24 protein-coding genes and 5 tRNA genes are annotated in these 25,185 nt (G+C 47.8%); 7 read left to right on the top strand and 22 right to left on the bottom strand.

Annotated elements, in window-relative coordinates:
- Positions 1 to 249 precede the first annotated feature (249 nt).
- The 4 genes from nirD to JOE45_RS18620 all read right to left on the bottom strand — a co-directional run bounded on the left by nirD (position 250) and on the right by JOE45_RS18620 (position 5,596).
- Positions 250 to 579: a nitrite reductase small subunit NirD gene (gene nirD, locus JOE45_RS18635; protein ID WP_210022914.1), complete on the bottom strand. Its 330-nt coding sequence runs from the start codon at positions 577 to 579 to the stop codon at positions 250 to 252.
- Between the two features lie 57 nt (positions 580 to 636).
- Positions 637 to 3,072, bottom strand: coding sequence for a nitrite reductase large subunit NirB (gene nirB, locus JOE45_RS18630; protein ID WP_210022915.1), 2,436 nt, complete (start codon positions 3,070 to 3,072; stop codon positions 637 to 639).
- A gap of 468 nt (positions 3,073 to 3,540) precedes the next feature.
- A complete protein-coding gene (gene purU, locus JOE45_RS18625; RefSeq protein ID WP_210022916.1) occupies positions 3,541 to 4,434 on the bottom strand; it encodes a formyltetrahydrofolate deformylase in 894 nt (297 codons plus the stop codon).
- Between the two features lie 34 nt (positions 4,435 to 4,468).
- Complete coding sequence (locus JOE45_RS18620; RefSeq protein ID WP_210022917.1) at positions 4,469 to 5,596, bottom strand: deoxyribonuclease IV; 1,128 nt, start codon at positions 5,594 to 5,596, stop codon at positions 4,469 to 4,471.
- Positions 5,597 to 5,765: 169 nt separating this feature from the next.
- On the opposite strand from JOE45_RS18620, the gene JOE45_RS18615 reads away from it, so the two are divergent.
- Complete coding sequence (locus JOE45_RS18615; protein WP_210022918.1) at positions 5,766 to 6,215, top strand: DUF2621 domain-containing protein; 450 nt, start codon at positions 5,766 to 5,768, stop codon at positions 6,213 to 6,215.
- Between the two features lie 108 nt (positions 6,216 to 6,323).
- Here JOE45_RS18615 and JOE45_RS18610 read toward each other — a convergent pair whose 3' ends face one another.
- Together JOE45_RS18610 and JOE45_RS18605 are read right to left on the bottom strand one after the other, a co-directional pair.
- Positions 6,324 to 7,745, bottom strand: a complete 1,422-nt coding sequence (locus tag JOE45_RS18610) for an S-layer homology domain-containing protein (RefSeq protein ID WP_210022919.1) — start codon at positions 7,743 to 7,745, stop codon at positions 6,324 to 6,326.
- 344 nt (positions 7,746 to 8,089) lie between these two features.
- Positions 8,090 to 8,269 (bottom strand): putative motility protein, encoded by a 180-nt coding sequence (locus tag JOE45_RS18605; RefSeq protein ID WP_210022920.1) that lies wholly within the window; start codon positions 8,267 to 8,269, stop codon positions 8,090 to 8,092.
- Positions 8,270 to 8,427: 158 nt separating this feature from the next.
- Between JOE45_RS18605 and JOE45_RS18600 the strand changes: the two genes are divergently transcribed.
- Complete coding sequence (locus tag JOE45_RS18600) at positions 8,428 to 8,700, top strand: hypothetical protein (protein ID WP_210022921.1); 273 nt, start codon at positions 8,428 to 8,430, stop codon at positions 8,698 to 8,700.
- 65 nt (positions 8,701 to 8,765) lie between these two features.
- Here JOE45_RS18600 and JOE45_RS18595 read toward each other — a convergent pair whose 3' ends face one another.
- From JOE45_RS18595 to JOE45_RS18555, 9 genes are all read right to left on the bottom strand, one after another.
- Positions 8,766 to 9,341 (bottom strand): YitT family protein, encoded by a 576-nt coding sequence (locus JOE45_RS18595; RefSeq protein WP_210022922.1) that lies wholly within the window; start codon positions 9,339 to 9,341, stop codon positions 8,766 to 8,768.
- A gap of 110 nt (positions 9,342 to 9,451) precedes the next feature.
- Positions 9,452 to 9,534: transfer RNA gene (locus JOE45_RS18590), tRNA-Leu, on the bottom strand.
- Positions 9,535 to 10,098: 564 nt separating this feature from the next.
- Positions 10,099 to 10,181 (bottom strand) — tRNA-Leu (locus JOE45_RS18585).
- Between the two features lie 16 nt (positions 10,182 to 10,197).
- A tRNA-Glu gene (locus JOE45_RS18580) sits at positions 10,198 to 10,269 on the bottom strand.
- A 793-nt stretch (positions 10,270 to 11,062) separates the two neighbouring features.
- Positions 11,063 to 11,179, bottom strand: a complete 117-nt coding sequence (sda, locus tag JOE45_RS24265) for a sporulation histidine kinase inhibitor Sda (RefSeq protein ID WP_210022923.1) — start codon at positions 11,177 to 11,179, stop codon at positions 11,063 to 11,065.
- Between the two features lie 177 nt (positions 11,180 to 11,356).
- On the bottom strand, positions 11,357 to 11,518 hold the full coding sequence (locus JOE45_RS18570; RefSeq protein WP_210022924.1) for a hypothetical protein: 162 nt from the start codon (positions 11,516 to 11,518) through the stop codon (positions 11,357 to 11,359).
- A 389-nt stretch (positions 11,519 to 11,907) separates the two neighbouring features.
- Positions 11,908 to 11,995 (bottom strand) — tRNA-Ser (locus JOE45_RS18565).
- Positions 11,996 to 12,006: 11 nt separating this feature from the next.
- Positions 12,007 to 12,082 (bottom strand) — tRNA-Asn (locus JOE45_RS18560).
- Between the two features lie 18 nt (positions 12,083 to 12,100).
- Positions 12,101 to 12,577 carry a SprT family protein gene (locus JOE45_RS18555; protein ID WP_210023578.1) on the bottom strand — a complete coding sequence of 159 codons (477 nt, stop codon included), beginning with the start codon at positions 12,575 to 12,577 and terminating at the stop codon, positions 12,101 to 12,103.
- A gap of 176 nt (positions 12,578 to 12,753) precedes the next feature.
- Here JOE45_RS18555 and JOE45_RS18550 point away from each other — a divergent pair, with 176 nt between their 5' ends.
- Positions 12,754 to 13,116, top strand: coding sequence for a hydrolase/acyltransferase (locus JOE45_RS18550; protein WP_210022925.1), 363 nt, complete (start codon positions 12,754 to 12,756; stop codon positions 13,114 to 13,116).
- 81 nt (positions 13,117 to 13,197) lie between these two features.
- On the top strand, positions 13,198 to 13,338 hold the full coding sequence (gene cmpA / locus JOE45_RS18545; protein ID WP_210022926.1) for a cortex morphogenetic protein CmpA: 141 nt from the start codon (positions 13,198 to 13,200) through the stop codon (positions 13,336 to 13,338).
- Between the two features lie 107 nt (positions 13,339 to 13,445).
- Here cmpA and JOE45_RS18540 read toward each other — a convergent pair whose 3' ends face one another.
- The 5 genes from JOE45_RS18540 to JOE45_RS18520 form a co-directional block, all read right to left on the bottom strand.
- Positions 13,446 to 15,671, bottom strand: coding sequence for a Tex family protein (locus JOE45_RS18540; protein WP_461479622.1), 2,226 nt, complete (start codon positions 15,669 to 15,671; stop codon positions 13,446 to 13,448).
- Between the two features lie 72 nt (positions 15,672 to 15,743).
- A complete protein-coding gene (locus JOE45_RS18535; protein ID WP_010494553.1) occupies positions 15,744 to 16,094 on the bottom strand; it encodes a type II toxin-antitoxin system PemK/MazF family toxin in 351 nt (116 codons plus the stop codon).
- 3 nt (positions 16,095 to 16,097) lie between these two features.
- Positions 16,098 to 16,379: a CopG family ribbon-helix-helix protein gene (locus tag JOE45_RS18530; protein WP_348632607.1), complete on the bottom strand. Its 282-nt coding sequence runs from the start codon at positions 16,377 to 16,379 to the stop codon at positions 16,098 to 16,100.
- Between the two features lie 204 nt (positions 16,380 to 16,583).
- Positions 16,584 to 17,771: an alanine racemase gene (gene alr / locus JOE45_RS18525; protein ID WP_210022927.1), complete on the bottom strand. Its 1,188-nt coding sequence runs from the start codon at positions 17,769 to 17,771 to the stop codon at positions 16,584 to 16,586.
- A gap of 209 nt (positions 17,772 to 17,980) precedes the next feature.
- Complete coding sequence (locus JOE45_RS18520) at positions 17,981 to 19,102, bottom strand: LolA family protein (RefSeq protein WP_210022928.1); 1,122 nt, start codon at positions 19,100 to 19,102, stop codon at positions 17,981 to 17,983.
- 187 nt (positions 19,103 to 19,289) lie between these two features.
- Between JOE45_RS18520 and JOE45_RS18515 the strand changes: the two genes are divergently transcribed.
- Positions 19,290 to 20,243 carry a carbohydrate kinase family protein gene (locus tag JOE45_RS18515; protein WP_210022929.1) on the top strand — a complete coding sequence of 318 codons (954 nt, stop codon included), beginning with the start codon at positions 19,290 to 19,292 and terminating at the stop codon, positions 20,241 to 20,243.
- A 155-nt stretch (positions 20,244 to 20,398) separates the two neighbouring features.
- Here JOE45_RS18515 and JOE45_RS18510 read toward each other — a convergent pair whose 3' ends face one another.
- A complete protein-coding gene (locus tag JOE45_RS18510; RefSeq protein WP_210022930.1) occupies positions 20,399 to 21,805 on the bottom strand; it encodes an undecaprenyl-phosphate glucose phosphotransferase in 1,407 nt (468 codons plus the stop codon).
- A 7-nt stretch (positions 21,806 to 21,812) separates the two neighbouring features.
- Positions 21,813 to 22,679, bottom strand: coding sequence for a glycosyltransferase family 2 protein (locus JOE45_RS18505; RefSeq protein ID WP_210022931.1), 867 nt, complete (start codon positions 22,677 to 22,679; stop codon positions 21,813 to 21,815).
- A gap of 255 nt (positions 22,680 to 22,934) precedes the next feature.
- On the opposite strand from JOE45_RS18505, the gene galU reads away from it, so the two are divergent.
- Positions 22,935 to 23,825, top strand: a complete 891-nt coding sequence (galU, locus tag JOE45_RS18500) for a UTP--glucose-1-phosphate uridylyltransferase GalU (RefSeq protein ID WP_210022932.1) — start codon at positions 22,935 to 22,937, stop codon at positions 23,823 to 23,825.
- Between the two features lie 15 nt (positions 23,826 to 23,840).
- Positions 23,841 to 25,166, top strand: coding sequence for a UDP-glucose dehydrogenase family protein (locus tag JOE45_RS18495; RefSeq protein ID WP_210022933.1), 1,326 nt, complete (start codon positions 23,841 to 23,843; stop codon positions 25,164 to 25,166).
- The last annotated feature ends 19 nt before the right edge of the window (positions 25,167 to 25,185 follow it).

The following is a 25,185-nucleotide window of genomic DNA, read 5'->3' as shown; positions in this document are numbered from 1 at the left end:
ATGTACTTGCCCTATTGTACCATTCTCTGCAACAGTTTTCCATAACATGAGGGAGTCTATTCTCAATTCCCTGCCGGAATGGCTCGAACTTTCTTTGCATTTGGCTGTCTCGGCTATGATCGGGGTACTGTATACGCTGCTCGCCTGCTGCAGGCATATGGATATACGCAACTGAAGCAGGGGAGCAAAAAAAGACGGCGCTGATCCATATCTGATCTGCTGCCGTCTCTTCCTTTGACTCGTCCTCTGCTACGCGGACAGACTTCCTTTCTCCCAAAGCAGATACACTTTCCCTTCCTCATCCACCTCCACCGAAAACGTAGTCACACAGCCTTCATCCGGGGCTTGAACCAAACCATCCTTCATATTGATCTTCCAGTCGTGAAGTGGACAAAATACGTGATGATCGCAAACAATTCCCTCCGACAGCTTGCCGTTCTTGTGTGGGCATCGGTTCTCGATGGCGCGAAGCTCCCCGCTCGAAAGTTTGAAAATGGCGATCTCCATTCCGCCTACCGTCACCGTTCTGGATCGCAGCGCCGGAATTTCCGACGCCCGAGCTACCATAATACGTTCCATTCCCGCTCACCTCGTTCAATATAATGATGATCGAAGCCGGCCTCCAGCCGGTTCAACTTATTCCGCCGCCGCGGCAGCCTCCTTCTCCGGAAGTGCTTCGAACATCGAACGCAGCTCAGGCGTCTCGATGATCTCCTTCCACGGGTCCTTCATCAGATTCAGCGCCTCATCAATGCGGGCCACAAGCGCCTTTCGCTTCTCTTCCGTATCGAGAGCTTCCCGGATGATGTCTAGGCCAACGCGCTGCACCCATTCGCTCGTCCGTTCGTTCCATTTGGCGCTCTCCCGGTAATACTGCATGAAGGCAGCTGAATATTCGAACACTTCCTCTTCGGTCTTGACCTTCCACATCAGGTCGGATGCTCTGACCCTGACGCCGCCGTTGCCCCCGATGTATAGCTCCCAGCCGCCGTCGATGGCCACAACGCCAAAGTCCTTAATCGTCGCTTCAGCACAATTCCGTGGGCAACCGGATACAGCCATCTTCACCTTCGCCGGCGTGTTCAACCGCTCGAAGCGCTTCTCCAGCTCGATTCCCATTGAGATCGAATCCTGCGTCCCGAACCGGCAGAAAGTTGAACCGACACACGTTTTGACGGTACGAAGCGCCTTGCCGTAACCATAACCGGACGGCATATCGAGATCTTCCCACATCCGCGGCAGATCTTCTTTCTTCACACCGAGGAGATCAATCCGCTGACCGCCTGTAAATTTGACCATCGGCACGTCATATTTTTCCGCTACTTCGGCAATTTTTTTCAATTCCTGAGGTGATGTCACACCGCCGTAAATTCTCGGTATGACGGAGTAGGTACCGTCCTTCTGTATGTTCGCGTGGTTCCGCTCGTTGACGAAACGAGATTCCCGCTCTTCCGCGTGCTCTACCGGCCAAGCCATGCCGAGGTAATAGTTTAGCGCAGGACGACACTTGGAGCAGCCTTCCGGATTATTCCATTCAAGCACATGCATGACTTCTTTACTTGTTGTCAAATGCATCGAGCGAATAGCCGCTACCACCTCGTCCCGATCCAACGTTGTACATCCGCAAACCCCTTCTTTTGCCGCGGTGACGGCATCCTCTCCCAGCGTGCAATTCAGCACCCCGGCGACGAGGGGTTTGCATCCGCCACAGGAACGCGAGGCATTCGTGCAAGCCTTGATCTCCTCAACAGAGGTTAGTCCCTTCTCCTGAATCGCCTTGACAATGGCTCCCTTGGTCACTCCGTTACAGCCGCAGACGATCTCGTCGTCGCTCATCGACTCTACCCCCGCACCGCCGCTGCCGCTTTTGCCGCCGAAGCCTTCGCCAAGCACGATTTCCTTCTCCCGACCGCTGATATCTTCCCCCGTTCGAATCAACTTGAAGATGCGGGAGCTGTCGCTCGTATCGCCGAACATCACGGCACCGACGACCTTACCTTCCCGGACCAAAACCTTTTTATAGATGCCCTCAAATTCATCTTGAATCTTGATGGCGCGGGTTCCCGGCTCATCGTTATATTGACCGCCAGAGAAGACATCCACACCGGATACCTTGAGCTTGGTGGAGGTAACTGAGCCTTGGTAACCTTCGCATTCAAGACCGCACAGCTTCTTGGCAAGCACATCCCCCTGCTCATACAACGGGGCCACGAGCCCGTAGGCAACTCCGCGATGCTCAGCGCATTCCCCGACCGCATATACGTTCGGAACATTGGTCTGCAGATAATCGTTAACTACGATTCCACGATTCAGTTCTATGCCGCTTTCTTTCGCCAGCGCGACGTTCGGCCGTATCCCAACCGCCATCACGACGAGGTCTGCCTCCGCCAAGCTGCCGTCCTTAAACTTGACTCCGGTTACCCTCTTCTTGCCCACGATTTGTTCCGTCTGCTTCTCCAGCAGGAATTTCATTCCCTGCCTCTCCAGCTCGACCTGCAGCATTCTCGAAGCTGTCTCATCCAACTGGCGTTCCATTAAATAATTATTAATGTGCACAACCGATACTTCCATGTTCAAATTGAGTAAGCCCCGCGCCGCTTCCAGTCCGAGCAAGCCACCGCCGATGACGACCGCTTTTTTATACTGCTTGGCCGTTTCCATCATCGTTTCGCAGTCCTTGATATCCCTGAACGCGATAACCCCTTCCTTGTCCGCCCCTGGAATCGGAAGCATGAACGGCAGCGAGCCCGTTGCAAGGATCAGCTCGTCATAAGCCACAGTGATGCCCTTATCGGAAACGACCTGCTTGTTCGCCGTATCTAGCTTCGTCACGGCTTGCCCTGCATGGAACGCAATGTTGTTATCCCGATACCAGTCCCAGTCATTCAGGACAATGTCCTTCATACTGGAATCCCCTGCGAGCACCGACGAAAGTAGAATACGATTGTAATTCGGATGCGGCTCCGCCCCGAAAATCGTAATATCGAACTGCTGGGGAGCCAGCTTTAGTATATGCTCCACACACCATACGCCCGCCATCCCGTTGCCTACAAGCACCAGCTTACGTTTCATGCCTCTCCACTCCTCATCCAAATTATATTACACAATATGTTATATTGTATGAATATTCCATCCTTTATGATTCGTTTTCACTATTTTGTGTAATGTTATATAACATTGTTTTTATGTAAAACCAATATACACGATAAATCCGTATTATACAATAGTTTATTCTATAATAACTTGTTTTTTGGGATATTTTTTTTAAAATTTACGAACAATATTTTAAAAAAAATGATAAATGTTCGTTTTTACACGATTCTAAATTATTTTTATCACGCTTTTTGCTAATTTATTTTTATTATTATGTTAGTTTATTTAACATTTGTTCTGTTGTACTATCCCGTCCAATCTACGCATCGTCGTTGTCAGGCCATAAGTCCAAAAAAAAGAAGACCGACCGTCCTCTTTTTCCAAAGAAGACGTGTCGACCTTCACTTACGCTGCATTCAGGCATTCGAGCCCTTCAAGCAATCGATTCTAGCTGAACACTACTGTTTTATTTTGATGTACAATGACGCGATCCTCTACGTGCCAATCCACGGCCCGCGCCAGCACGGTTCTTTCGATATGACGTCCGATACGCTTCAAGTCATCCACGTTATCGCGGTGGCTTACCCTCTGCACGTCCTGTTCAATAATCGGTCCGCCATCTAGCTCCTCAGTGACATAGTGGGCCGTAGCACCAATGATTTTTACGCCGCGGTTATAGGCCTGGGCATACGGTTTACCGCCGATGAAGGCCGGGAGGAACGAATGGTGAATATTAATGATACGATTCGGAAAATACTCGATGAACTTCGGAGAGATAATCTGCATGTAGCGGGCCAGTATGACCACATCCACCTGACCGGCCACCAGCTCAAGCTGACGCTTCTCCGCCTCGGCTTTGGTGTCCGGCGTCACGGGAATATGATGATACGGTATGCCGAGCGACTCCACAAGCTCCCGCATGTCGTTATGATTGCTGATGACCATCGCAATATCCGCATCAAGATCGCCCGACTGCCAGTGCCAGAGCAGCTCCAGCAGACAATGGTCCTCCTTGGAAACAAAGATCGCCAGGCGCTTCTTGCGGCTTGCTCGTGTGATGCTCCATTTCATCTCGAATTCTTCTGCTACCTTGGCGAATTCGACTTTGAGCTGTTCACGGCGTTCGTCCAAACGGTCCAGATCGAATTCGATCCGAATAAAGAACAGACCCCCCTCCGGATCCATCGTATATTGGTCGGATTGAACGATATTGGCGCCATGTTCGTACAAAAACCGCGAAACGGCAGCCACGATACCCGGCCTGTCTGGACAGGACACCAGCATGCGTGCGCGATTCTGCAAATCTGCGTTTTTTGATTTAGGGCTGATTTTGGGAACCATTACTTTTTCTACTCCTTCATATGACTGACCCGTATTACACGGCGGCAAACAATAGCTCGCCGGCAAACCACGCGGTCAAGCGGTGATTAATCTGCTCTTCGGTTAACTCAGGGAATAAGCCTTCTGCAACAACCATGTCATAGAGACGCTCCATCGGCTCGCGGCCATCCGCTTTCTTGGCTTTGGCATCTGTCTTCAGCACTCCCCAAGTCTGGAGCACGTACGATCTCGGATCCAGCTCCTGCTTCGAGAAAAAGTGCGCCAATCTCTCCACATCCGAGAGAAACACATCTCCGAACCGTTCTTTCACGGTTCCGCCAAGCAGGGCGATCTCCGCCTCATACATCGGGCGTTGAGAGCTATCCAGCTTGCCGATCCAAGGAGTCTCCAGTATAAAAGGCAGGTGCTTCAGCTTCTCATGATGAACCACGCCGTTCATCGCGTTGAATCCGATCCAACCTGCGCCTACAGGGGCATGGCGGTCCTTACCCGCTCCTACCGGATTTTTGCTGTCGTTCAGATGAACAACCGCAATACGGTCCAGGCCGATCACGTTGTCGAACTTCTCCAGCACGCCGTCGAGGTCGTTCACGATATCGTAGCCCGCATCATTCACGTGGCATGTATCGAGGCACACCGTCAGGCGGCTATTGTCCTCCACCTTCTCGATTATCTGCGCCAGCTCCTCGAAGCTGCGGCCGATTTCCGTCCCTTTGCCAGCCATCGTCTCCAGCGCGATATTCACACCCGTGTCCTTCACGCCTGCCAGCACTTCATTCAACCCTTGAGCGATACGCGCAATACCAAATTCAGCATCCTTGTCCGTGTAAGCGCCAGGGTGCAGCACAATCTGCTTCACGCCTATATAGTCCGTTCGGCGAATTTCTTCCTGAAGAAAACGAACTCCCAGCTCGAATGTGTCCTCTTTATACGACCCTAAGTTTATAATATAGGGAGCATGCACGATAATTTCGCCAATCCCGTGCTTGTCCATCAGGGCTTTGCCTTCTTCAATAAATTGCGATTCGATCGGCTTGCGGCGCGTATTCTGCGGCGCTCCCGTATAAATCATAAACGTGCCGGCCCCGTATGAAGCAGCTTCTTTCGCAGCATTTAACAGTCCTTTATCTGAAAATGATACGTGCGATCCGATTTTGACCATGACCGGGATTCACTCCTTTTCATATCACATCTCTCTATTTTACTAGGATTGCTTCCGGAAATCTAGGATAGGAAATGTTTCTCTTGCAAAAAAGCCCCCTAACCGTCCTCGGCAGCCGTTTTCCTGCAGCCCAAGTTTGAGGTATAATGGAAGCGAGGTGAAATGTACGATGTTCTTATCCAGTTCCGCCCCGCCTTCGGGGTTTATGTGGTTTATTATGTTTTGGGTGTTTGTGCTGCTGTTCTTCATGTCGGTCGGCGGCTATTTTATGTTCCGTAAATTTTTGAAGGTGCTTCCAATGGGAAATGACGGCAAATCCAAGCTCGACTGGCAAAATCACTATGTCGAGTCATCCCGCCATCTATGGACCGAGGAATCCAAAGCCTTCCTCGAAATACTCGTTGAACCGGTTCCCACGCCGTTCCGCGACATCGCCAGGCACTCCATCGCCGCCCAAATCGGACAAGTGGCCCTGGAGGATAAGGCTACTGAAGTCACGCAGGATCACTGCATCAAGGGTTACATTCTCGCAACGCCGAAACGCGATTACAAGAGCCTGACTTCCTTCCTCGACAAAAAACAAATCGACTACACCGCCTACAAGCATCTGCTTCAGTAAAACGTCCTTGCCATCCCTCTCCGCTGCCTGAGAGGGATTTTTGTTGTGTGGGCCTAGTACTCGGCAAAAAGGCCTCCATTCCCCCAAGGGTAAGGAAGCCTTCCCAGACTACTTCCGTTTTTTTCCGGTTCCCGGATCCTCGTCGTACAAGCCCACACTCAAAGTGGCGTTGTACTCGGTTGTCCGCGGCGAATTCATATCCCGCTTTTGCGAACGGATACCCACAATCCCAATGCCGTTCAAAGGCAAAGTAAGCGGCAGCTCCTCTTGCTTGACGAAGCCCACGCGCCCGTCCAAAACAATGTACAGATCAACCTTCTCCTGCGACTTCAGATCGATGGTCAAGTAGTTTTTCCCGTTAGGCTGAACCGCCGTCTCAATTTCCCCGGACAGCTTCACGTTCTTCACGATAATCCCCTGATCATTAAAATAATCCGTTACACGGATCACCGATTTATCCGACCACTCCGGGTTTGGGTTATTCACGCCGCCTGAGCTGCCCGCGCTTCCAGCTCCCCCGCCAGGGTTCGGCGGAACGATGACATTGCTGCTCGGATTGTTGTTGAAGGAGCCGCCTCCTGATGTGGGCGATCCCCCGCCCGTTCCGCTTAAACCGCCACTTGAACCAGAAGCCTTGAGATCAACCGACGTATAATCCGAGAGTAAGCCATTATTATTAAGATAGTTGTAAATCCGTTCAAGAATCGTCACCGCCTCCGCACGGGTTACCCGGTCCTTCGGCCGGAAGTATCCATCGTCGTTCGGTGTCATGATGCCGTTAGCCTTTAGACTGATCAGCGCCGTAGATTGCACATTCGAGAGCAAGTCGTCTCCGAACTTACAGTTGCTGGCATGATTGCCTAGAAAGAGGGACGGATATACATTGGTGCTTTCGATGTCCATCAAGCCTCCCGCTTCGTATCGTCCATCGGCTTGAGCGGAATCATATTCTGCCGCGTCCGTAAACAGCCTCACAGGGACATCTTTAAATTCCATCAATACAGCGCACACATCGTTTTCACTCAGCCGGCGGTCCATCAACCGCGAATTAAAGAAGGAATAGAGCATCTGCGCAAGCTGCAATCGGCTCATTGCTTGATCGGGCCGGAAGGCCAGATCCCCCGTTCGGCTTACACCGTAACCGCCGATCCGAAAGGAAGCATCATAGATATCGGTAATGGGCCGATGTGCCCAGTGCAGCGTTGGCACGTCCGTAAAATAGCTGATTTTCTCCATTCCCACGGCATACTGATTGGGGCGGTACTTATTAAACAAACGGTGGATCATCACCGTCCACTCTGCTTTGCTGATCGTTTGGCCGGGCCTAAACAGACCATCGGGATATCCGGTCAACACCTGCTTGTCCGTCATCTGACGAATGGAGCTTATCGCCCAAGCGTAACGCTGTGGATCTACATCCCTGAAGCCGCTGTCCGCACTTAAAGCAGGCGCCGGCAGTAACGACAGCAAAAGAGTGAATGAAACCAGAAGCACGAGCTTGCGCCACACAGGGCTGCTAGTTTTTCTCATGAATCGTGAAACCTCCTATCTCTTTCCTTTTTTATCGGTTGATGAGGCATATTTTGTTACACTAAACCTTTCAGCCGCCTTGGATCGTCGGCATTCCTTGTAGACTTCTGCCTTCAATCGTTTACTGTAAGCCTTCCCTATCTTACTCCGGATCAGAACGCGAAAAAACCGCAGGCTTCTTGACCTCCGTTCAGCGCCTCTAGCCAGATGCCGCCCGCCAAACCATCTGACAGGCTTTTGTCTTGACTATGTGACGCAAACGAAGTCAAGGCACGCGGCTTTAAACCAACTCTTCACCTTATGTATCGATCCTCTGGTTTCCAACATCTTATGTACGTTCTATGTTATACTCGAATATCCAGGCTCTTGCCTAAATACGAATGCTGCGCAGCAGCGAAATCCTGCAGCATCACTGCCATCTGCTCGGTTTGCGTATCCTTCATTTTGCTGAGCAGCGTAATCCCGACCGCTTGCTTCAAAGCGTCACCGCTCGAGATCGCATTCAATGCCCCATTCAGCTGCATATTCGCATCCCCTTCATTCATAATGTAAGATGGGTTCAGTATACTAGAAAACCGAAGAGCAGACAACACACCCGAAAAAAGGGAATCAGCCCCGTTTAGCGAAATAGTGGGTTGGGAAGTCATGTCCATCAACGGTCCAACAATGAGGGGAGGACAACATGTTCGGTGATCAAGAGAAAAACCTTCTGTATGCGCTCATCCTTGTGATCGCTGCTGCTGCCGCCTGGTTCGCCTTCAGAATGAAACGCAGCCGACCGCCGCACATTCGTCCCGGCCATAGCAAACTGCCCTTGTCCAAGCAAAGCTGCTCTTACTGCAAAAAGAAGGTTCCCTCTAAGGAGCTGTCCTTTTATTCAGGCCGAGGCAGAGTGATCGGTGTATGCAAATCCTGCAGACCGCAGGCCGAGCGGCAAGCCTTGCTGCGTTTATAGCTTTCTCCACACAGAGCTCTCCCTGACATGGGGGAGTGTCTGTCAACCCAAGCCAGCTGTACGTTTTATTTGAGCGTACAAAGGGTTGTGGCCATCCCTCCAACAGATATCGTAATAATGGATAGAACAAAGGTCTCTGCCGATAAGAGAAGTCCTCCAAAGCTAACGATCACGGTATCCAACATTAAGATGATGACTCCCACATTAAAAGGGACGTAGCGAGAAAGAAATTGAGCAAACAAATCCGTCCCCCCTGTGCTGGTGTCGTATCTCAGCATGATTCCGATACCTACGCCAACAATCAGGCCCCCAAGGACAGCACTGCTCCATGGGCTCAATTTCACATAATAGATGAAATAATAATGGAATGGTTCCAGCAAGTCGATCAAATAAGAGGACAGCAGCATCCCATGCAAACTGTTGTAAACCAGTTCACGACAATAAAACCAAGCCAATGTAAAGATGGGAATACTGCATAAAATAATAACAAGTCCCACTTGAACCTTGAATAAATAGTTCATGATGAGAGCAATTCCGATGATTCCTCCGTCCAACACCTTAAATGGCATCAGAAAACAATTCACACCGACCGCGATCAATAAACTTCCCGCAATGAGTGCGGCGATTTTATGGTACAGCAAACAAACCAGCTCCCATCAAGGCATGTCTGATTTATATGCTGAACCAGTTAATAATGTGCTCTAAAAAAAAGAACCCTTGGCTCCCCAGGGTTCTCGAAGTTCATGTAATATGCGGTTGAGAGGACTCGAACCTCCACGGGCGTACGCCCACTACCCCCTCAAAATAGCGTGTCTGCCATTCCACCACAACCGCGAATATGAGTTCCATTATATCTCCTTCTCAAGCAGGAGTAAAGTGGGGACAATGGACAACGATCCATTCTCGATTTTCATACAGCTCGGATATGATCTTACCCACATTCTCTTTTACGCTCTAAAATATTTAAAACATAAAACACCCCGCCAGCGAAACGATTTTAAACCGTATAGACGATTTCAACATGGGGAGTGGGTTGGGATGATCTCTTTTGGTGATCCGTTTAGAGGCTCTTTCGGTGGTCCGCCGCCGATATTTTCGATCATGTTTACTCTAACTCCAACGATCATTGCAGGAATTATCTTGTATATAATAGGCCGAGGCTATACACCTGGATGAGCAATAACGCCAACGAACGATTGACCGTACCGGCTCTCGTGGTTTCCAAGCGCATCAGGGTCAGTGGCGGCGGAAATACATCAGCCCCTACGTCCATTCGATAAGAATAATATATCTGAGCCCCAGCCTCCAAAAATCCTTCCCCGATTTAAAAAACGTGCTAAATACAAAAAATAAGCCTGATGATCCGTTGGGACCACCAGGCTTATTGGTTGGTAGGTATGCGGTTGAGAGGACTCGAACCTCCACGAGCGTACGCCCACTACCCCCTCAAGATAGCGTGTCTGCCATTCCACCACAACCGCAGGTTTGTTTAAAGGATGACCCGTAGGGGATTCGAACCCCTGTTACCTCCGTGAAAGGGAGGTGTCTTAACCCCTTGACCAACGGGCCATGCTGCATTGAATTCCGCCGCCTTTTTAAGCGACAATTGTTATTATAGCCGAATTCCAAGAGGTTGACAAGATATTTTTTCAACATTTGTTCCGCACTTTTTTCGGCACTTTTTTTCGGAAGAGGAGGTTCTTGGGGACTCAAATCCTTGTAAGCTGCAATAAAAAGTTGGCGAAATAAATAATAAGATGCAAGCCTCGCTGATCCTGATTCATAGCCTTGGGGCAAGACGACAAAAAGTCATGCTTATTCTTGATATCAACAAAAAGAAGCAACTTTTTGATTATCGACATCTGCGATCATATTTCCCGGGCAATCGACTTACCGACATCTATAGAGATATGCTCTCAGTCCTTCTAGAACTGCAAATGTGCACGATATCGACAAGATGATCGAAATGATCAGAACCCTTCACAATCATACCCTACATCTTCCGCCGCTGTCTGTCGGATTGCGGCCATGAACTTCAAAAAATAATACACGAAATGGCTTGGAAATTCGGGTGTTTTGGCGTATGGGATGATCGGAGATTGGTCTCGCGAATGTGTGATGAGTTTAAACATGGTGAAAATGGCTTTGAATACGTTCGTAAGATCGGAATTAGCGGATAATATGTCGCGGGCAGGAGTACATCCAGCGCTTGATTTGGAGAAAACATGCTCTTGTTCGAGCTGCCGGGGCTGGCGGACATGAAGCCGGTAATGCAGGGGCAGATTCAAGCGCTGGATAGATCGTAAGGGAAATAATTCAGGAGTTCGAGATCCGGGATGAGGACCTTATTAGGCCCTCTTTTTTAAACGGGTACTAGATGTCGTTTTTTAATTTCAACTAACAGCAGGTTGATAAAATCAACATCAAGCGTGAGATTCTTTGCATCTAAATAAACGACAATTAGATCCTCATTACTCAACTTATCTAGTCCATTCTCAGAATAAGAAATATAATTTTCCTTCCTTCTGTTTAGGGATAGAATTAATTAACTAAATTGGACTAATTTGAATCTTAGAGAAGAGAGCTTAAATATAAGCCTCCTTATCTTAAGAAATGTAAGCTATAGTCGGATCGGATTTATCGAGTCGAAGGTTCTTCAATCATGCTGGTTGTTTGGACTTAAAGCGCAATAACCTGCTCGATAATCTTGAAACTCTAATCTTTTGAATCCTGTTTTAAAAACTATGGAGGCATCTTTGACCTTTTCAATTCTTTTACATTTAAAGCAGTAATACTCTTCAGTAACATTTCGCTTCATTAACAATAAAACCTCCCCTCTAATGTGTAATTGTAGGTTACATATTCCCCTCCTTATAAACTGGAATCCAATATATCAATTAACCGTTAGAGAGAAAAATGAAACAACTTTTTCTATACTGCGGTATACAGACCGCGACAAGCAAGACAATTGGTCTAACCAAGGTTCGTAGGCTGAGCAGGCATATGGTGGGAGTCTGTCGAATTAATGGGCGGATTAGGGTGAAAACTGGGGATTAGGGTCGGAAAGCAGGTGTTGTATGGAAACATAGTTTTCTTGCCTTGTTCACGCGAGACTCCGCGGCGAATCTTTTCTCGGGATCGAATTCTCTCCAATTTCCGTATAATACAAAAAACCGCCTTTCGGCGGTTTCTTTTGTGTATCATATACGGAGAGAGAGGGATTCGAACCCTCGCACCACTTACGCAGTCTAACCCCTTAGCAGAGGGTCCCCTTGAGCCACTTGGGTATCTCTCCAAAATGAAGTATGGCTCCCCGAACAGGACTCGAACCTGTGACAACTCGATTAACAGTCGAGTGCTCTACCAACTGAGCTATCAGGGAACGACAATTTTTAATTTATCATGAATGGTGTTCCAAGTCAAGTGCGAGCAGTCTCAATTTGCCCTTGCAATGTCCACACACGTATTTTTTCGGATCGGCCTTTCTTTTGCGCAGATACTCTGCCTTGCAGCTCACACATACAAGCTTGTACCGATACGGCTCCTTGCGCTGCAGCGTCTGGGGCAGCGACCTGCAGTAGCGCGTTCCGCCCACTTTGGCAAGCAGCTGTTTAAAGTCCATGTCCCGATGCTGATAGCCCCTTCCCCGCAGATGCAAATGGTAGTGGCACAGCTCATGCTTGATGATCTTCTCCACGTCTTGTTCGCCGAACTGCTCGTACTGAAGCCAACTGATCTCAATATCATGCGTTCGGGTAAAATATCTCCCACCTGTAGAACGCAGCCGCCGGTTAAACCGAGCACGGTGTTGAAAAGGAAGCCCAAACGACGACAGCGATATTTGCTCCACCCACAGCTGGAGCTGCCGGTCATCCATCGATTTTTCCCATCCTTTATTCTCTGTCTCTCTTTCGTTTCTCACTTGAATTGTAACCTCAGGTTAGGCTACACTGTCAAGTAGGAATCATGAATCGTATACTCAGGGCACACCCGACGCAGCATACGACCTTACAACGTCCAGCGTCTTATTTTATGAGAGGAGATTGCCTTCCTATGCCCAAAATGAAACATGCATTGCTTCAACATAACGACCAATTGGAATTCGTCGAAATGCCAACAACTCATATGTACCAATTGGCCGCACTCAATCAAAGGCTGCATAAAGAGCTTGACAAGCTAACCATCCCGTCCAAACCGGCGTTACCGGTATTTATTGCGGAATTCGAGCAGCTTGAGATCGTCCATCCAGCACATAAGCTGCAGCATGGCCTGGATTACATCAACAGACTCGAGAAAACCTTCTCTGCCCTTCAGGAGCAGGAAAAGGAGTACCCTCTGATTTCCCTCCTTACGGAAATTCGTGCGCTTCAAGCTCAGCTTGAGCAGTGGTACGAAGAGGAAGAAGACCTTGCTTAATTCATGAGGACCTGCACCCCTCAGCCCCTTCCACCATATGCTAAAGATGTACAGCAGCATGACGGGAAGGGGCTGATCGGCTTGCCACAGTGGCTATGCAACCAACTGATGCGCGCTTTTTACAACAAAAACCACCGGCAAATCCGTTTGCTTAACGATTGCTGGTTCTTTTACCGGACGCGTAAACCTGATGCGCACTCCACGGAATCCCAGCTTCATTGAATATCTCCATAATAAAGTGAATAGAGCATATGCCAGTCGAAAGGGTCTCGCTTCGCCATATTCATCAAGCGAAATCCCTTGCCTCCGGCCTATGCTCTATTATTTTCTTAAGAAGGCTTTTTCATCGTCAAACCGACGCGGCCTTTCTTCACATCCACGTTGAGTACCCATACGGTCACCACATCACCCACGGATACGACATCCATCGGGTGCTTCACGAAAGAATCGCTCATCTGTGAAATATGGACAAGCCCATCGTTTTTGATTCCGATATCGACGAACGCACCGAAATCGATGACGTTGCGTACCGTTCCCTTCAGCTCCATCCCTGGTGCCAAATCCTCTATCTGCAGCACATCCGTCCGGAAAATCAGCGCAGGCAGCTCCTCACGCGGGTCACGGCCAGGACGCTGCAGCGAATCGAGAATATCACGCATGGTCGGCACACCAACATCCAGCTTCGAGGCCAGCTCTTGCGGATCCAACCTGCTGAGCATCTCTTTCAGCTCAGCGCTGCCAAGCTGAGACAACTCCAGCTTCAGCTCACGGAACAGCTTATCCACCACGTCATATGACTCCGGATGGATGGGTGTATTGTCGAGCGGATTGTCTCCTTCCGGTATACGCAGGAAGCCTACGCACTGCTCGAACGCCTTCGCTCCAAGCCGCGGCACCTTCTGCAGCTGCTTCCGGCTTTCGAATTTCCCGTTCTCATCCCGGTATTTCACAATGTTTTTGGCCAGCGTGCTGTTCACACCCGACACATAGGACAACAGTGACGGAGACGCTGTGTTCACGTCCACGCCGACATGGTTCACAGCAGATTCGACAACAAAGGTCAGGCTTTCATCGAGCCTTTTTTGCGTCACATCGTGCTGGTACTGCCCTACGCCGATCGCTTTCGGCTCGATCTTTACGAGCTCCGCCAGCGGATCCTGAAGCCTCCGGGCAATTGAGATTGCGCTGCGCTCCGCCACATCCAGCTCTGGGAACTCAGACTGCGCCAGCTTCGAGGCCGAGTACACGCTCGCTCCGGCCTCATTCACGATCAAATATTCCAGCTTCCGCCCTTTCAGCTCACTGATCAGATCCGCTACGAACTGCTCCGTTTCACGGGAAGCCGTCCCGTTACCGATGACAATCAACTGCACGCCGTACTTGTCAATCAGACGCCCGAAGATTACCTTCGCTTCGGCAACCTTATTGTTCGGAGGGGTTGGGTAGGTGACGGCGATCTCCAGCATTTTGCCCGTGTCATCCACCACCGCGAGCTTACAGCCTGTCCGGAAGGCCGGATCCACGCCAAGTACCACCTTGCCTTTAATCGGCGGCTGCAGCAGCAGATTGCGCAGGTTCTCCGCGAACACCTCGATCGCTTTTTCCTCCGCCTTCTCCGTCATCTCGTTGCGCACTTCCCGCTCAATCGATGAGGACAATAGCCTTTTATACGCATCCTCTATGACAGCCAGCAGCGTATCCCGGACCACCGACGGCCCTTTGATTATTTGCTTCGCTATGTATTCATGAATACGCTCGACAGGCACGTCCAGCGTCACCTTCAGCACATCCTCCCGCTCCCCGCGGTTAACCGCCAGAATGCGGTGAGGCGGCAGCTTGCGAACCGGCTCCTGGTAGCTATAGTACATTTCGTAGACGGACTCCTGCTGCGCATCCTTCGCTTCCGTGCGAAGCACGCCCTGATCGAACGTGTATCGGCGCACCCAAGCCCGGATTTTCGCTTCGTCCGCGACTTGCTCAGCGATAATATCCATTGCTCCCTGCACGGCTTCCTGAGCCGTCTGGACACCCTTCTCCTCGCTAATATACGCTGAAGCTTCAACCAGTAAATCGCCCTGCTTCGGCTGAGCCATAATCCACTCCGCCAACGGTTCAAGCCCCTTCTCCTTGGCCACGCTTGCCCGCGTCTTGCGCTTTTGCCTGTACGGCCGGTAAAGGTCCTCAACCTCCTGAAGCTTCGCTGACTGCTCAATAGCTGCCCGAAGCTCGTCCGTCAGCTTCCCCTGTTCGTCGATCAAACGAACAACCTCCAGCTTCCGATCCTCCAGATTGCGCAGATATGTCAAGCGCTCCTCTATATCGCGAAGCTGATTCTCATCCAGCTCCCCCGTCATTTCTTTACGGTATCGGGCAATAAAAGGAATCGTGTTCCCCTCGTCCAGAAGTCCGACAGTCGTCTTGACGCGGCTTGCCGATATCTGAAGCTCGGAAGCGATCTGCTTTAGAATCCGCTCCTGAATCGCCGCCTTCATCTCCATGGTCAGCTCTACCTTGGTTTTTTCTTCCCCTACTTGCACCGCTTGCTCTTTTACCATCCACTGTCTCTCCTCTCCATGTCCAACAAACGAAAAAACGAGGGCATACGCACCCCCGTCTCGTCAGCACTTTTAAAACTCAATCAGTCCAACGCTGATTTGCAAAGCTTCATCGACCTTGCGCATGGTTTCTTCATCCAAGTGCGTGATTTTATCCGTTAATCGCTGCTTATCGATCGTACGGATCTGTTCGAGCAGAATGACCGAATCCCTGTCAAAACCGTGCGCTTCCGCGTCAATCTCCACGTGCGTCGGCAGCTTGGCCTTCTGAATCTGTGCTGTAATCGCTGCCACGATCACCGTGGGACTGAAGCGATTGCCGATATCATTCTGAATAATCAGAACAGGCCGAATACCGCCCTGCTCAGAACCCACGACCGGTGATAGATCCGCGAAAAAAACATCGCCACGTTTGACAATCAATCGTTACACCCCGCTTACAAGACGGTCGAGCGTGTCATCCGCTTCTTCCTCCGCCTGAAATGCTTCCGAGGCCATGTGTAGGTTGATCTTAGCCATTTCCATATAGCCGCGCTGCATCGAATCTCGCAAATGCCTCTTCTTTCGCTCCATCAAATACAGCTTCATTGCCTGACGGATAAACTCGCTGCGGTTGGAATTCTCCTTCTCCACCAGAAAATCCACTTCCTGCAGCAAGTGATCCGGCAAACTGATCATGATTCGCTTCGTGTTATGCGCACCTGCCACCTGAATATGCACCCCCAAAAACATACAAAAACCTATTTCCATTATGGCAAAATCCCAGTTAAAATATACAAAATCAATATATGCGCGAGGTATAGCAAATATGTTATACCCATTGGCGTCCACAGAGTATTAACTATACATATTCGCGGAAAAACATGAAAATCCTCTCAACCTGTTGAAAAATTCAACTGGAAAATGCACCCGTCACTCCGATCGCTCCCACACATGCCGGAGCAGCGGATTGACCGCATGCGCTACGCGCCCATCCTTGATATATACTCTTGGAACGCGGTGCGAAATCATGCAGATAATTTCATAGTTGATTGTTCCTAGCCAGCTCGCATGCTCCTCAGCCGTGATTCGCTCATCCCCTTGGCTTCCCAGAATGACGACTTCTTCCTCTATGGATATATCGGTAAGCCCCGTCACATTCATCATACATTGATCCATACAAATTCTTCCTACAATCGGCACGCGCTTTCCTTTGATGAGCACCTCAGCTTTACCTGTAAGCATCCGCGAGAATCCGTCCGCATATCCAATCGGCAGCGTCGCAATCGTCTCTTCGCCTTCCGTCCGATAAATCGCACCATAACTGACGCCTTCGCCCGATGGCACCTTTTTAACCATGACCACGCCTGATTTGATGCTCAACACCGGCTGCAGCTGCACACGTTGATGATTGACTTCCTCCGATGGGTACAAGCCGTACATACTGATACCGAGCCGCACCATGTTAAACGTTAAATTCGGCGTATCGATTGCCGCGGCGCTGTTGCCCGCATGCACCCATGGAAATCGGATCCCTTGACGCCCGAAATGCTCCACGACCCGTTCAAAACGGCCATGCTGCTCCAACGTACAGCTCTTGTCCGTCTCATCTGCGCAAGCATAATGGGTGAACAACCCTTCTACCCTCAAGCCTGGAACCTGCATCGCGCGTTTGATCAATCCGATCGCTTCATGCTCTTCGGTTAATCCGAGCCGGTTCATGCCCGAATCGATCTTAATATGAATGTTCAGCGGACGTTCCTTGGGCCCTATACGCTCCCAGGCATCCAACAATTCGTGCGTGTATATGTTTAATGTAATGTCGTTCTCCCAGGCCGTCTGAAGCCCTTCAGGCGGCGTATAGCCCAACACCAGAATTGGCGCCGTAATCCCCGCTTGCCGCAGCTCCAGGCCCTCGTCCAAAAAAGCTACAGCAATATATTCCACGCCGCTGCTCAGCGCCTCCCGGCAAACCTCCACGGCGCCGTGTCCGTACGCATCCGCTTTGACGACGGCCATCATGCTTACATGCTCAGGAAGTACTCTACGAAACTCCTCCAGGTTGTGACGCAGTGCATCAAGCGAAATTTCTACCCGCGTCGGCCGGTAAAACGAATCCACAAGGTCCACCTTCTTCTTAAGTCTGACAAAGGCAAGGGAAGCCACCCCAATCGGGGAAGAGCTTCCCTATACTGAATAGAACTATGTTAATCCGTTTGGCCTCGTCCTGTCAACGATATCACGGATTTTTAACAGAATAGGCAAATATGATTTCAGCAAAGTACGCCCTGCAGGGTTCTCCTACAGGGCGTACTTTAGTCCGTATCCATTTATTTCCCCATTTCCCCTTGAACAGCCTGTGCGACCTTAATCATCTCCGTTTCCGGCAAATCTGCAGTCGACAAACGGAACTCCACTCCGTCATACGTCCAGGTCAGCGTCTTTTGGGCATCCCCCGTCATCACGCCGAGCGTAAATCCGAGGTCCAAAATGTCTCCCTGCAGATTGGTCACTGTCTTCGTTACAGGACGCGATTCCACCAATGTGTAATTGTAGGCCCCTGAGTAACGCAGCATCACTGCCTTATCTTCACCCAGCATCAGCTCCGTCACGTCCTGCTTTTTCACTCCGCTCGGCATATAGTTCGGCTGAATAATACCGAACGACTGCTGCTTGGCCGCATCCTTACTCGTACCTGAAGTTGTACCTTTTGCTCCGCTTCCATTCGTCGAAGCGCCTTGACTCTCATCCGCCGCTCCATCTTTTGTTTCACCGTGATGCGCCATCGTCGGCTGTGTCATCAGGTTCCAGCTCGTCATGTTGCGCTGCATGTCAAAATGATCCTTTTCAAACTTCGTTCCGAATTCAAACACATCAAACTTCACCATCACCATGACATTCGCATTCGCATCCGACACCTCGACGTGCTGCGGCGCATAATTTTTCTTATCGAGCCACACCTTCTGCCGTGCGAGCGATCCGTTCTGATAGTTCGCTACCACATCGAAGACATATGACTGCTCATCGGACGTAAATTGGCGTTCATTATCCATCAGAATACTGTCCACAAGCGACTGGTACAAGTACACTTGTCCCTGATTTTCCGGCCAATCGCTCTGGAAGCGGAAGCTCTTGTTCAAATGAGGCGTAAGAACGAACACCCCATCATCATTGCGAAGCACAATCTGGGTAATATCTTTCTTCGCATTCGTCAGCACAATCCGATAGTAGGAAGGCTCCATGTAGCAAACCTCTACATCATACTCCTGCGGCTCCTGCCCCGTATTCAGCGTCATCTTGCCTTTACCGTGATAGCTCTGCAGCTTGCTCCTCACGCCATCCAAATCCTTGACAACCGAACCCGCATCCTTCTTCCCAACCAGGCCGCAACCGCTGACCACCACGCTCAAGCAAATCATCACAAGGGCCACCACCCACGTGAACCGACGCATAGCTCCATCCCCTCCACGACATAATCAAACTCAACTTGATAACATGTCTATGTGGGGACTTGGACGATTATGCAGACAAGGTTAGGCTTGTTCACGGAAATACTTCACTTATAGATTTATATTTCCTTAATATCTTGTATAATTACAGTTGATATATTTTTACTTTTCTTAAAAGGAGATTTAATTGATGACATCCTTCGTGTCTGTAATAGGAACGATATTTGTTGATTGCAAAGGCTTTGCCCAGCAAAACTATAACCCCACCGGCAGAAACCTTGGAACCATTGGATTTGTCCATGGAGGCGTGGGAAGAAATGTTGCCGAAAACATGGTGAATTTAGAACTTCCCGTTGCCTTTGTCTCAACAGTAGATGATACAGGCTTAGGTGAGGAAATCAAAAAAAGACTAGTAGTAGCGGGAATCAATACGGAATATTTAAAATCAACACCTAGTGAAGGCATGGGAATGTGGTTGGCTATTTTAGATGAACATGGAGATTTAGCCGGATCCGTTTCTCAAATGCCTAACTTAGCTACCTTAGAGAATCTTTTTCTAAAAAATGGTGAAGAAATCATTAAACGCTCTACTCACATCGTTTTGGAACTCGATCTAAACGAAACCTTAACTCTTAATGTATTAAGACTGGCGGACCAAGTAAATCGTCCCGTATATGGAATTCCCGGCAATCTGGATGTTATTATGAAAAATCCAACTATTCTCCAAAGACTGGATTGTTTTATTTGCAACAACATTGAGGCAGAAAAAATCATTAGCGACTCGTTTAACGATTTAGACGTAGAAGGTAAGATACAAAAACTTAGGGAATACGTGGATATCCATAAGTTGGCATCCATGGTAGTCACATTGGGTGAAGAAGGATCGATCTATTACGATTCCAAGAGTAACGAATCTGGATATCAGCCTGTATTCCCAGTGAAATTAGTAGATTCCACGGGCGCAGGAGATGCATTCTTTTCCGGTACCGTCATGGGGTTGGCTAGAGGATTAAAGCTTAGCGAAGCGGTGATCTGTGGAACTAAAGTAGCGGGTTGGACCATTGAGTTTAAAGAAAACAATTGTCCTGAGTTAAAGGAACGCTTCAAAAAAGATGAGGTTTTTCAAAGCTTGTTTGTAAAATAATAAAGAGGGACGTAGCCCACAGCATAACATCACCACCTAAGTTTATTAACACGGAAAAAAATATTAGACATAAAAGTAGCCTGTTGATTTTTACCAACAGGCTGACTTCTATAAAGGGTCGATTATAGGATTTGGATTTAAATTAATTTATGAGGTCAGTAAGCATTCTTATTAATGAAGCCGTTGATAATCGTTTTGAGAATGATCTTGATATCAAACAAGAATGTCCAATTCTCAATATAAAAAATGTCGTGCTTAATGCGATCTTCTATGGATGTGTCACCGCGCAGCCCGTTGGACTGCGCCCAGCCAGTGATTCCTGGACGGATATGGTGCTTCACCATATATTTAGGGATTTCTTCTTTGAACTGCTCTACAAAGTAGGGTCTTTCAGGTCTTGGGCCAACAACGCTCATATGCCCAAATAACACATTAAAAAATTGCGGTAACTCGTCCAAGCTGGTTTTACGTAAGAATGACCCAAACTTCGTTTTTCGCGGATCATTTTCCACCGTCCATTCGGTATCCGATGATTTCTCCGTCTGAATTTTCATCGATCTAAATTTATACATCATGAAGTTTCTTCGGTTGAAGCCTACCCGTTCTTGTTTGAAAATAATCGGGCCAGGCGAAGTTAATTTAATACCAACCGTAATTACAATCAATAAAGGTAATGTAAGCATTATAGCGATTAATGAAAAAACAATATCAAAGGTGCGTTTTAAGAAACGGTTGCGAAATTCATCCAAAGGAATGTCACGAACATTAATGAGCGGCATTCCGGCAAAGTTATCAAAATAAGGTCGTGACGGTAAATAATCAAAATAATCGGGAATAATCAGTGTTTTGACTCCCGCTTTTTCACAAACATTAATGATCTTACCGTACTTGTGATGAGCGTCCAAGGGGAGAGCAATAATCACTTCATCGATGGTTACAGTACTTAACATTGGTTCAAGTTCATCTACTCGCCCTAGAATGGGCTTGTAATGCTTATACGCAGGCTCATGCAGCTCATGGTAATCATCGAGAAAACCAACCACTTCATAGCCAAGCTCAGGATACTGCAGCAGATTTTTGTAAAACTTCTTTCCGATCGAACCAGCACCCAAGATCAGGACGAACTGACGGTTAAAGCCCTTTTCCCTGAAGTGCTTCAAGGAAAACTTCAGTACATAACGATAAAAGCTGATGGCCAAAATCGTATTGACCAAGAAAAGCAGTAAGTAGGAACGGGAAATATCCAGCTCCTTAAAAATAAACAGAAAGCTTAATAAGATTAATAAGCTGATCGTATATACTTGAATGATCGTAAATAACTCGTAAGAGAATCTTTTCTTACGCTTCGGCGTGTAGAAATTCACAAAGTAGCTGAGGAATATGGCCACACCACCATAGACCAGACTCCAAAGAGCATAGGTTTGAATAGGCAGCGGGTTCTCGTAAGGGATCCAGCCGCTCTCAAATTTTAGCCACCATGAAAATAAGAACATGAGCTGTATACATACAAAATCGGCCAGCGAATAAATTTGAGACAAAAAACCTTGGCTTCGCCTGATCATTCCTTACTCACCTCACAGATCCAAAACGATTTAATATGATCGATATCAACAATTTCAATCCTATACCAATGTACACCATACTATTAATAAATAACGAATACTTGCGACGGTAATGTTTCCTGTGAAATAAGTACATCGCACGATGGAACTCATATATAATCTTAAAGGGCTTCCGGCGGCTGCTCGCCCCTTTATAATGAACGATTTGAGTATAAGGATAGTAATGGATTTCCCAGCCAGCCTCTTTTATTCTATAACACCAGTCGATGTCTTCGCCATACATAAAAAAATCCTCATCCAGCATGCCCACCTGATCAATGGTCTCTTTGCGTACCATCATAAAAGCACCAACTAAGCAATCCACAGGATAATCTTTATCCGGGTCTAAATGGCTCAGCTGGTATTGATTGAACTTCGGGTTGTTAGGAAACCATTTTGATATCCCAAAGGCATAATAAAAGGATGCCGAGGGTGTAGGGAACCCGCGGCGGCACGCTTTGTCTAAAGAACCGTCGGGCAGCACGACTTTACAGCCTGCTGCGCCAACACGCGGGTGCTGTTCCATAAAATCGATCATGTTTTGAAATGTATCTGTTTGAACTACGGTATCGGAGTTCAACAGAAGTACATACGTTCCTTTTGCAACACGTATACCCTGATTATTAGCTCTGGAAAAGCCTACATTTTCATTATTACAAAACAACCTGACCTCAGGATAATGTTTCTTTATTTCACTAACAGAGGCATCCTGAGAATGGTTATCGATTAATAACACTTCGAAACGATAGCTCGTTTGAGATTCGTAAACAGACTTTAAACAATTCAATGTTAGCTCACATGTATTATAATTAACAATAATAATACTTAAGTCCATAAAATACTCCAGTGAATAGTTGATAGCCATTATTATAACATGAAAACTATTTAAAGGTACGTCCTAAAACTTAAACCGACTTGAAAATAGTATAATTTAAATAAAAATTTCTATTTTTTCCTTAATTATATAAAAATAATTTTTATGTCGCTTTGAAAAGATTTTATTGTTTCGACATGATGTGAGAATTTTTTATTTTTTTCATCTGGGAAAAATGTATAATAAATCATATAACAAAAGTAGGAGGAACCTTTGTTGAAAAAAGTCAGAAAAGCTATTATCCCTGCAGCCGGGTTGGGTACACGCTTTTTACCTGCAACTAAGGCTCAACCTAAGGAAATGCTTCCTATCGTAGATAAGCCAACAATTCAATATATCATTGAAGAAGCAGTGGCCTCCGGAATAGAGGACATCATGATTATCAGTGGGCGTGGGAAACGGGCTATTGAGGATCATTTTGATAAATCCTATGAACTTGAACATGTATTGGAGCGCAAGGGCAAAACAGTAAAACTCCGCGAAATCCGCTCCATTGCGGAAATGGCTAACATCCATTATATCCGCCAGAAGGAGCCTCGCGGGCTTGGCCACGCCATTTCATGCGCCCGTTCATTTATCGGTGACGAGCCTTTTGCCGTACTGCTCGGCGACGATATTGTAGAAGCCGAAAAGCCTTGCCTTAAACAGCTTATCGACGTCTTCGAACGTTATAATTCCTCTGTTGTAGGAGTTCAAGAGGTGTCGGTTGAAGACGTTTCGAAATATGGTATTATTGCTCCGAAAGGAAGCCCTGTAGAAACTGGTCTACTTCATGTCGAATCCCTAGTAGAGAAACCTAAAAGAAACGCTGCACCTTCTCGTTACGCCATTATGGGACGTTATGTGCTTCGTCCTGAAATTTTTGACATCTTGGAGAATCAGAACCCCGGAGCCGATGGTGAAATCCAATTGACGGATGCCATAAATCGTCTTAACGAATGCCAAGCGGTTCTGGCATATCATTTTGAAGGTATCCGTTACGATGTAGGGGATAAGGTTGGTTTTATCAAAGCTACGGTAGATTTTTCCCTTAGACGAGAAGATTTAAGGGAGGAAGTATTGAAATACTTGACCGAAATTCTTGCTAATAACAAGGTCACACATTAATAACTGGAGGTTCAAATGAAAATCGCCGTAGTAGGGACTGGTTATGTAGGCTTGGTGACCGGAGTATGTCTTTCCGAAATCGGACACGAGGTCACTTGTATTGACATCGATTCGCAAAAAATTGAAATGATGCGCGCAGGTCAATCCCCTATATATGAGCCTAGCTTAGAAGAGTTAATGCTCAAAAATATTCAAAACGGAAGGTTATCCTTCACGGTAGATCACAAGCAAGGCTTCCGTGATGCGAAAGCTATTTACATTGCCGTTGGAACCCCTCCAAAAGCTGACGGTACTGCCAATCTGCAATATGTAGATGAAGTTTCCATTAATATCGCCAGGCAATTGCGTGAATTTGTGGTAGTGGTAACCAAAAGTACTGTACCTGTCGGAACGAACGACCGGATCCGCAGAATGATTTTGGAGTACAGAGAGAATGAAGTCCCATTTGATGTAGTATCCAATCCTGAATTTTTGCGTGAAGGCAGTGCGGTTTATGACGCATTCCACGGGGACCGGATCGTTATTGGATCGGATAATGACGCAGCTGCAGCTATCCTTGAAGAAATCAATCGTCCTTTCGGAATTCCGATCTTTAAAACTGACACCTGCAGCGCCGAAATGATTAAATATGCTTCCAACGCATTCTTGGCTACCAAAATCAGTTTTATCAATGAAATTTCAAGTCTCTGCGAAAAGCTTAATGCGAACGTGGAGGATGTTGCGAGAGGTATGGGGATGGATCGGCGTATTGGCAGCCAATTTCTCAAAGCCGGTATCGGTTATGGAGGTTCTTGTTTCCCAAAGGATACGAAAGCACTCATACAAATAGCAGGAAACGTCGAGCACGAATTTGATTTATTAAAGGCAGTTATAGATGTGAATAACAAACAGCAGGAACTGCTTGTACGAAAGGCCAAAGAGCGTTTTGGTTCATTGAAAGGACTGAACGTTGCGGTGCTGGGACTAGCCTTTAAGCCTGATACGGATGATATGCGGGAGGCCGCCTCCATAGCGGTAACGGATCAGCTAATCGAAGCTGGCGCCCAAGTCGTAGCCTACGACCCAATAGCTATTGACAATGCGAGGAAATGGCTAAGGAAGGAAGTTCGATACGCGGCTTCTATCCAAGAAGCGGCTCATAATGCAGACGCCTTATTTATATTAACCGAATGGTTCGATATCAAGAACATGAACCTTTCAGAAATTAGAAATCGAGTCAAACAGCCCATCATCTTTGACGGACGGAATTGCTTCGATTTGCAGAGAATGGCTGAATTGGAATATGAGTATTATTCAATAGGGCGCATTCCAATTATGGGGAGAAAAACTCAAATTGTTTAGCATAAAGCACTTAAGGCCA

This window comes from Paenibacillus sp. PvR098, assembly GCF_017833255.1.
Lineage (GTDB): Bacteria > Bacillota > Bacilli > Paenibacillales > NBRC-103111 > Paenibacillus_G.
The sequence above is the reverse complement of the archived record's forward strand: the minus strand, read 5'-3'. Positions and strand labels throughout refer to the sequence as shown.

What these genes read in the sequence shown, in the direction of transcription:
- nirD (WP_210022914.1), bottom strand. Translation starts at nt 579, where the DNA reads ATGGAACGTATTATGGTAGCTCGGGCGTCGGAAATTCCGGCGCTGCGA.
- nirB (WP_210022915.1), bottom strand. Translation starts at nt 3,072, where the DNA reads ATGAAACGTAAGCTGGTGCTTGTAGGCAACGGGATGGCGGGCGTATGG.
- purU (WP_210022916.1), bottom strand. Translation starts at nt 4,434, where the DNA reads ATGGTTCCCAAAATCAGCCCTAAATCAAAAAACGCAGATTTGCAGAAT.
- JOE45_RS18620 (WP_210022917.1), bottom strand. Translation starts at nt 5,596, where the DNA reads ATGGTCAAAATCGGATCGCACGTATCATTTTCAGATAAAGGACTGTTA.
- JOE45_RS18615 (WP_210022918.1), top strand. Translation starts at nt 5,766, where the DNA reads ATGTTCTTATCCAGTTCCGCCCCGCCTTCGGGGTTTATGTGGTTTATT.
- JOE45_RS18610 (WP_210022919.1), bottom strand. Translation starts at nt 7,745, where the DNA reads ATGAGAAAAACTAGCAGCCCTGTGTGGCGCAAGCTCGTGCTTCTGGTT.
- JOE45_RS18605 (WP_210022920.1), bottom strand. Translation starts at nt 8,269, where the DNA reads ATGCAGCTGAATGGGGCATTGAATGCGATCTCGAGCGGTGACGCTTTG.
- JOE45_RS18600 (WP_210022921.1), top strand. Translation starts at nt 8,428, where the DNA reads ATGTTCGGTGATCAAGAGAAAAACCTTCTGTATGCGCTCATCCTTGTG.
- JOE45_RS18570 (WP_210022924.1), bottom strand. Translation starts at nt 11,518, where the DNA reads ATGAAGCGAAATGTTACTGAAGAGTATTACTGCTTTAAATGTAAAAGA.
- JOE45_RS18555 (WP_210023578.1), bottom strand. Translation starts at nt 12,577, where the DNA reads ATGGATGACCGGCAGCTCCAGCTGTGGGTGGAGCAAATATCGCTGTCG.
- JOE45_RS18550 (WP_210022925.1), top strand. Translation starts at nt 12,754, where the DNA reads ATGCCCAAAATGAAACATGCATTGCTTCAACATAACGACCAATTGGAA.
- JOE45_RS18540 (WP_461479622.1), bottom strand. Translation starts at nt 15,671, where the DNA reads ATGGTAAAAGAGCAAGCGGTGCAAGTAGGGGAAGAAAAAACCAAGGTA.
- JOE45_RS18520 (WP_210022928.1), bottom strand. Translation starts at nt 19,102, where the DNA reads ATGCGTCGGTTCACGTGGGTGGTGGCCCTTGTGATGATTTGCTTGAGC.
- JOE45_RS18515 (WP_210022929.1), top strand. Translation starts at nt 19,290, where the DNA reads ATGACATCCTTCGTGTCTGTAATAGGAACGATATTTGTTGATTGCAAA.
- JOE45_RS18510 (WP_210022930.1), bottom strand. Translation starts at nt 21,805, where the DNA reads ATGATCAGGCGAAGCCAAGGTTTTTTGTCTCAAATTTATTCGCTGGCC.
- JOE45_RS18505 (WP_210022931.1), bottom strand. Translation starts at nt 22,679, where the DNA reads ATGGACTTAAGTATTATTATTGTTAATTATAATACATGTGAGCTAACA.
- JOE45_RS18495 (WP_210022933.1), top strand. Translation starts at nt 23,841, where the DNA reads ATGAAAATCGCCGTAGTAGGGACTGGTTATGTAGGCTTGGTGACCGGA.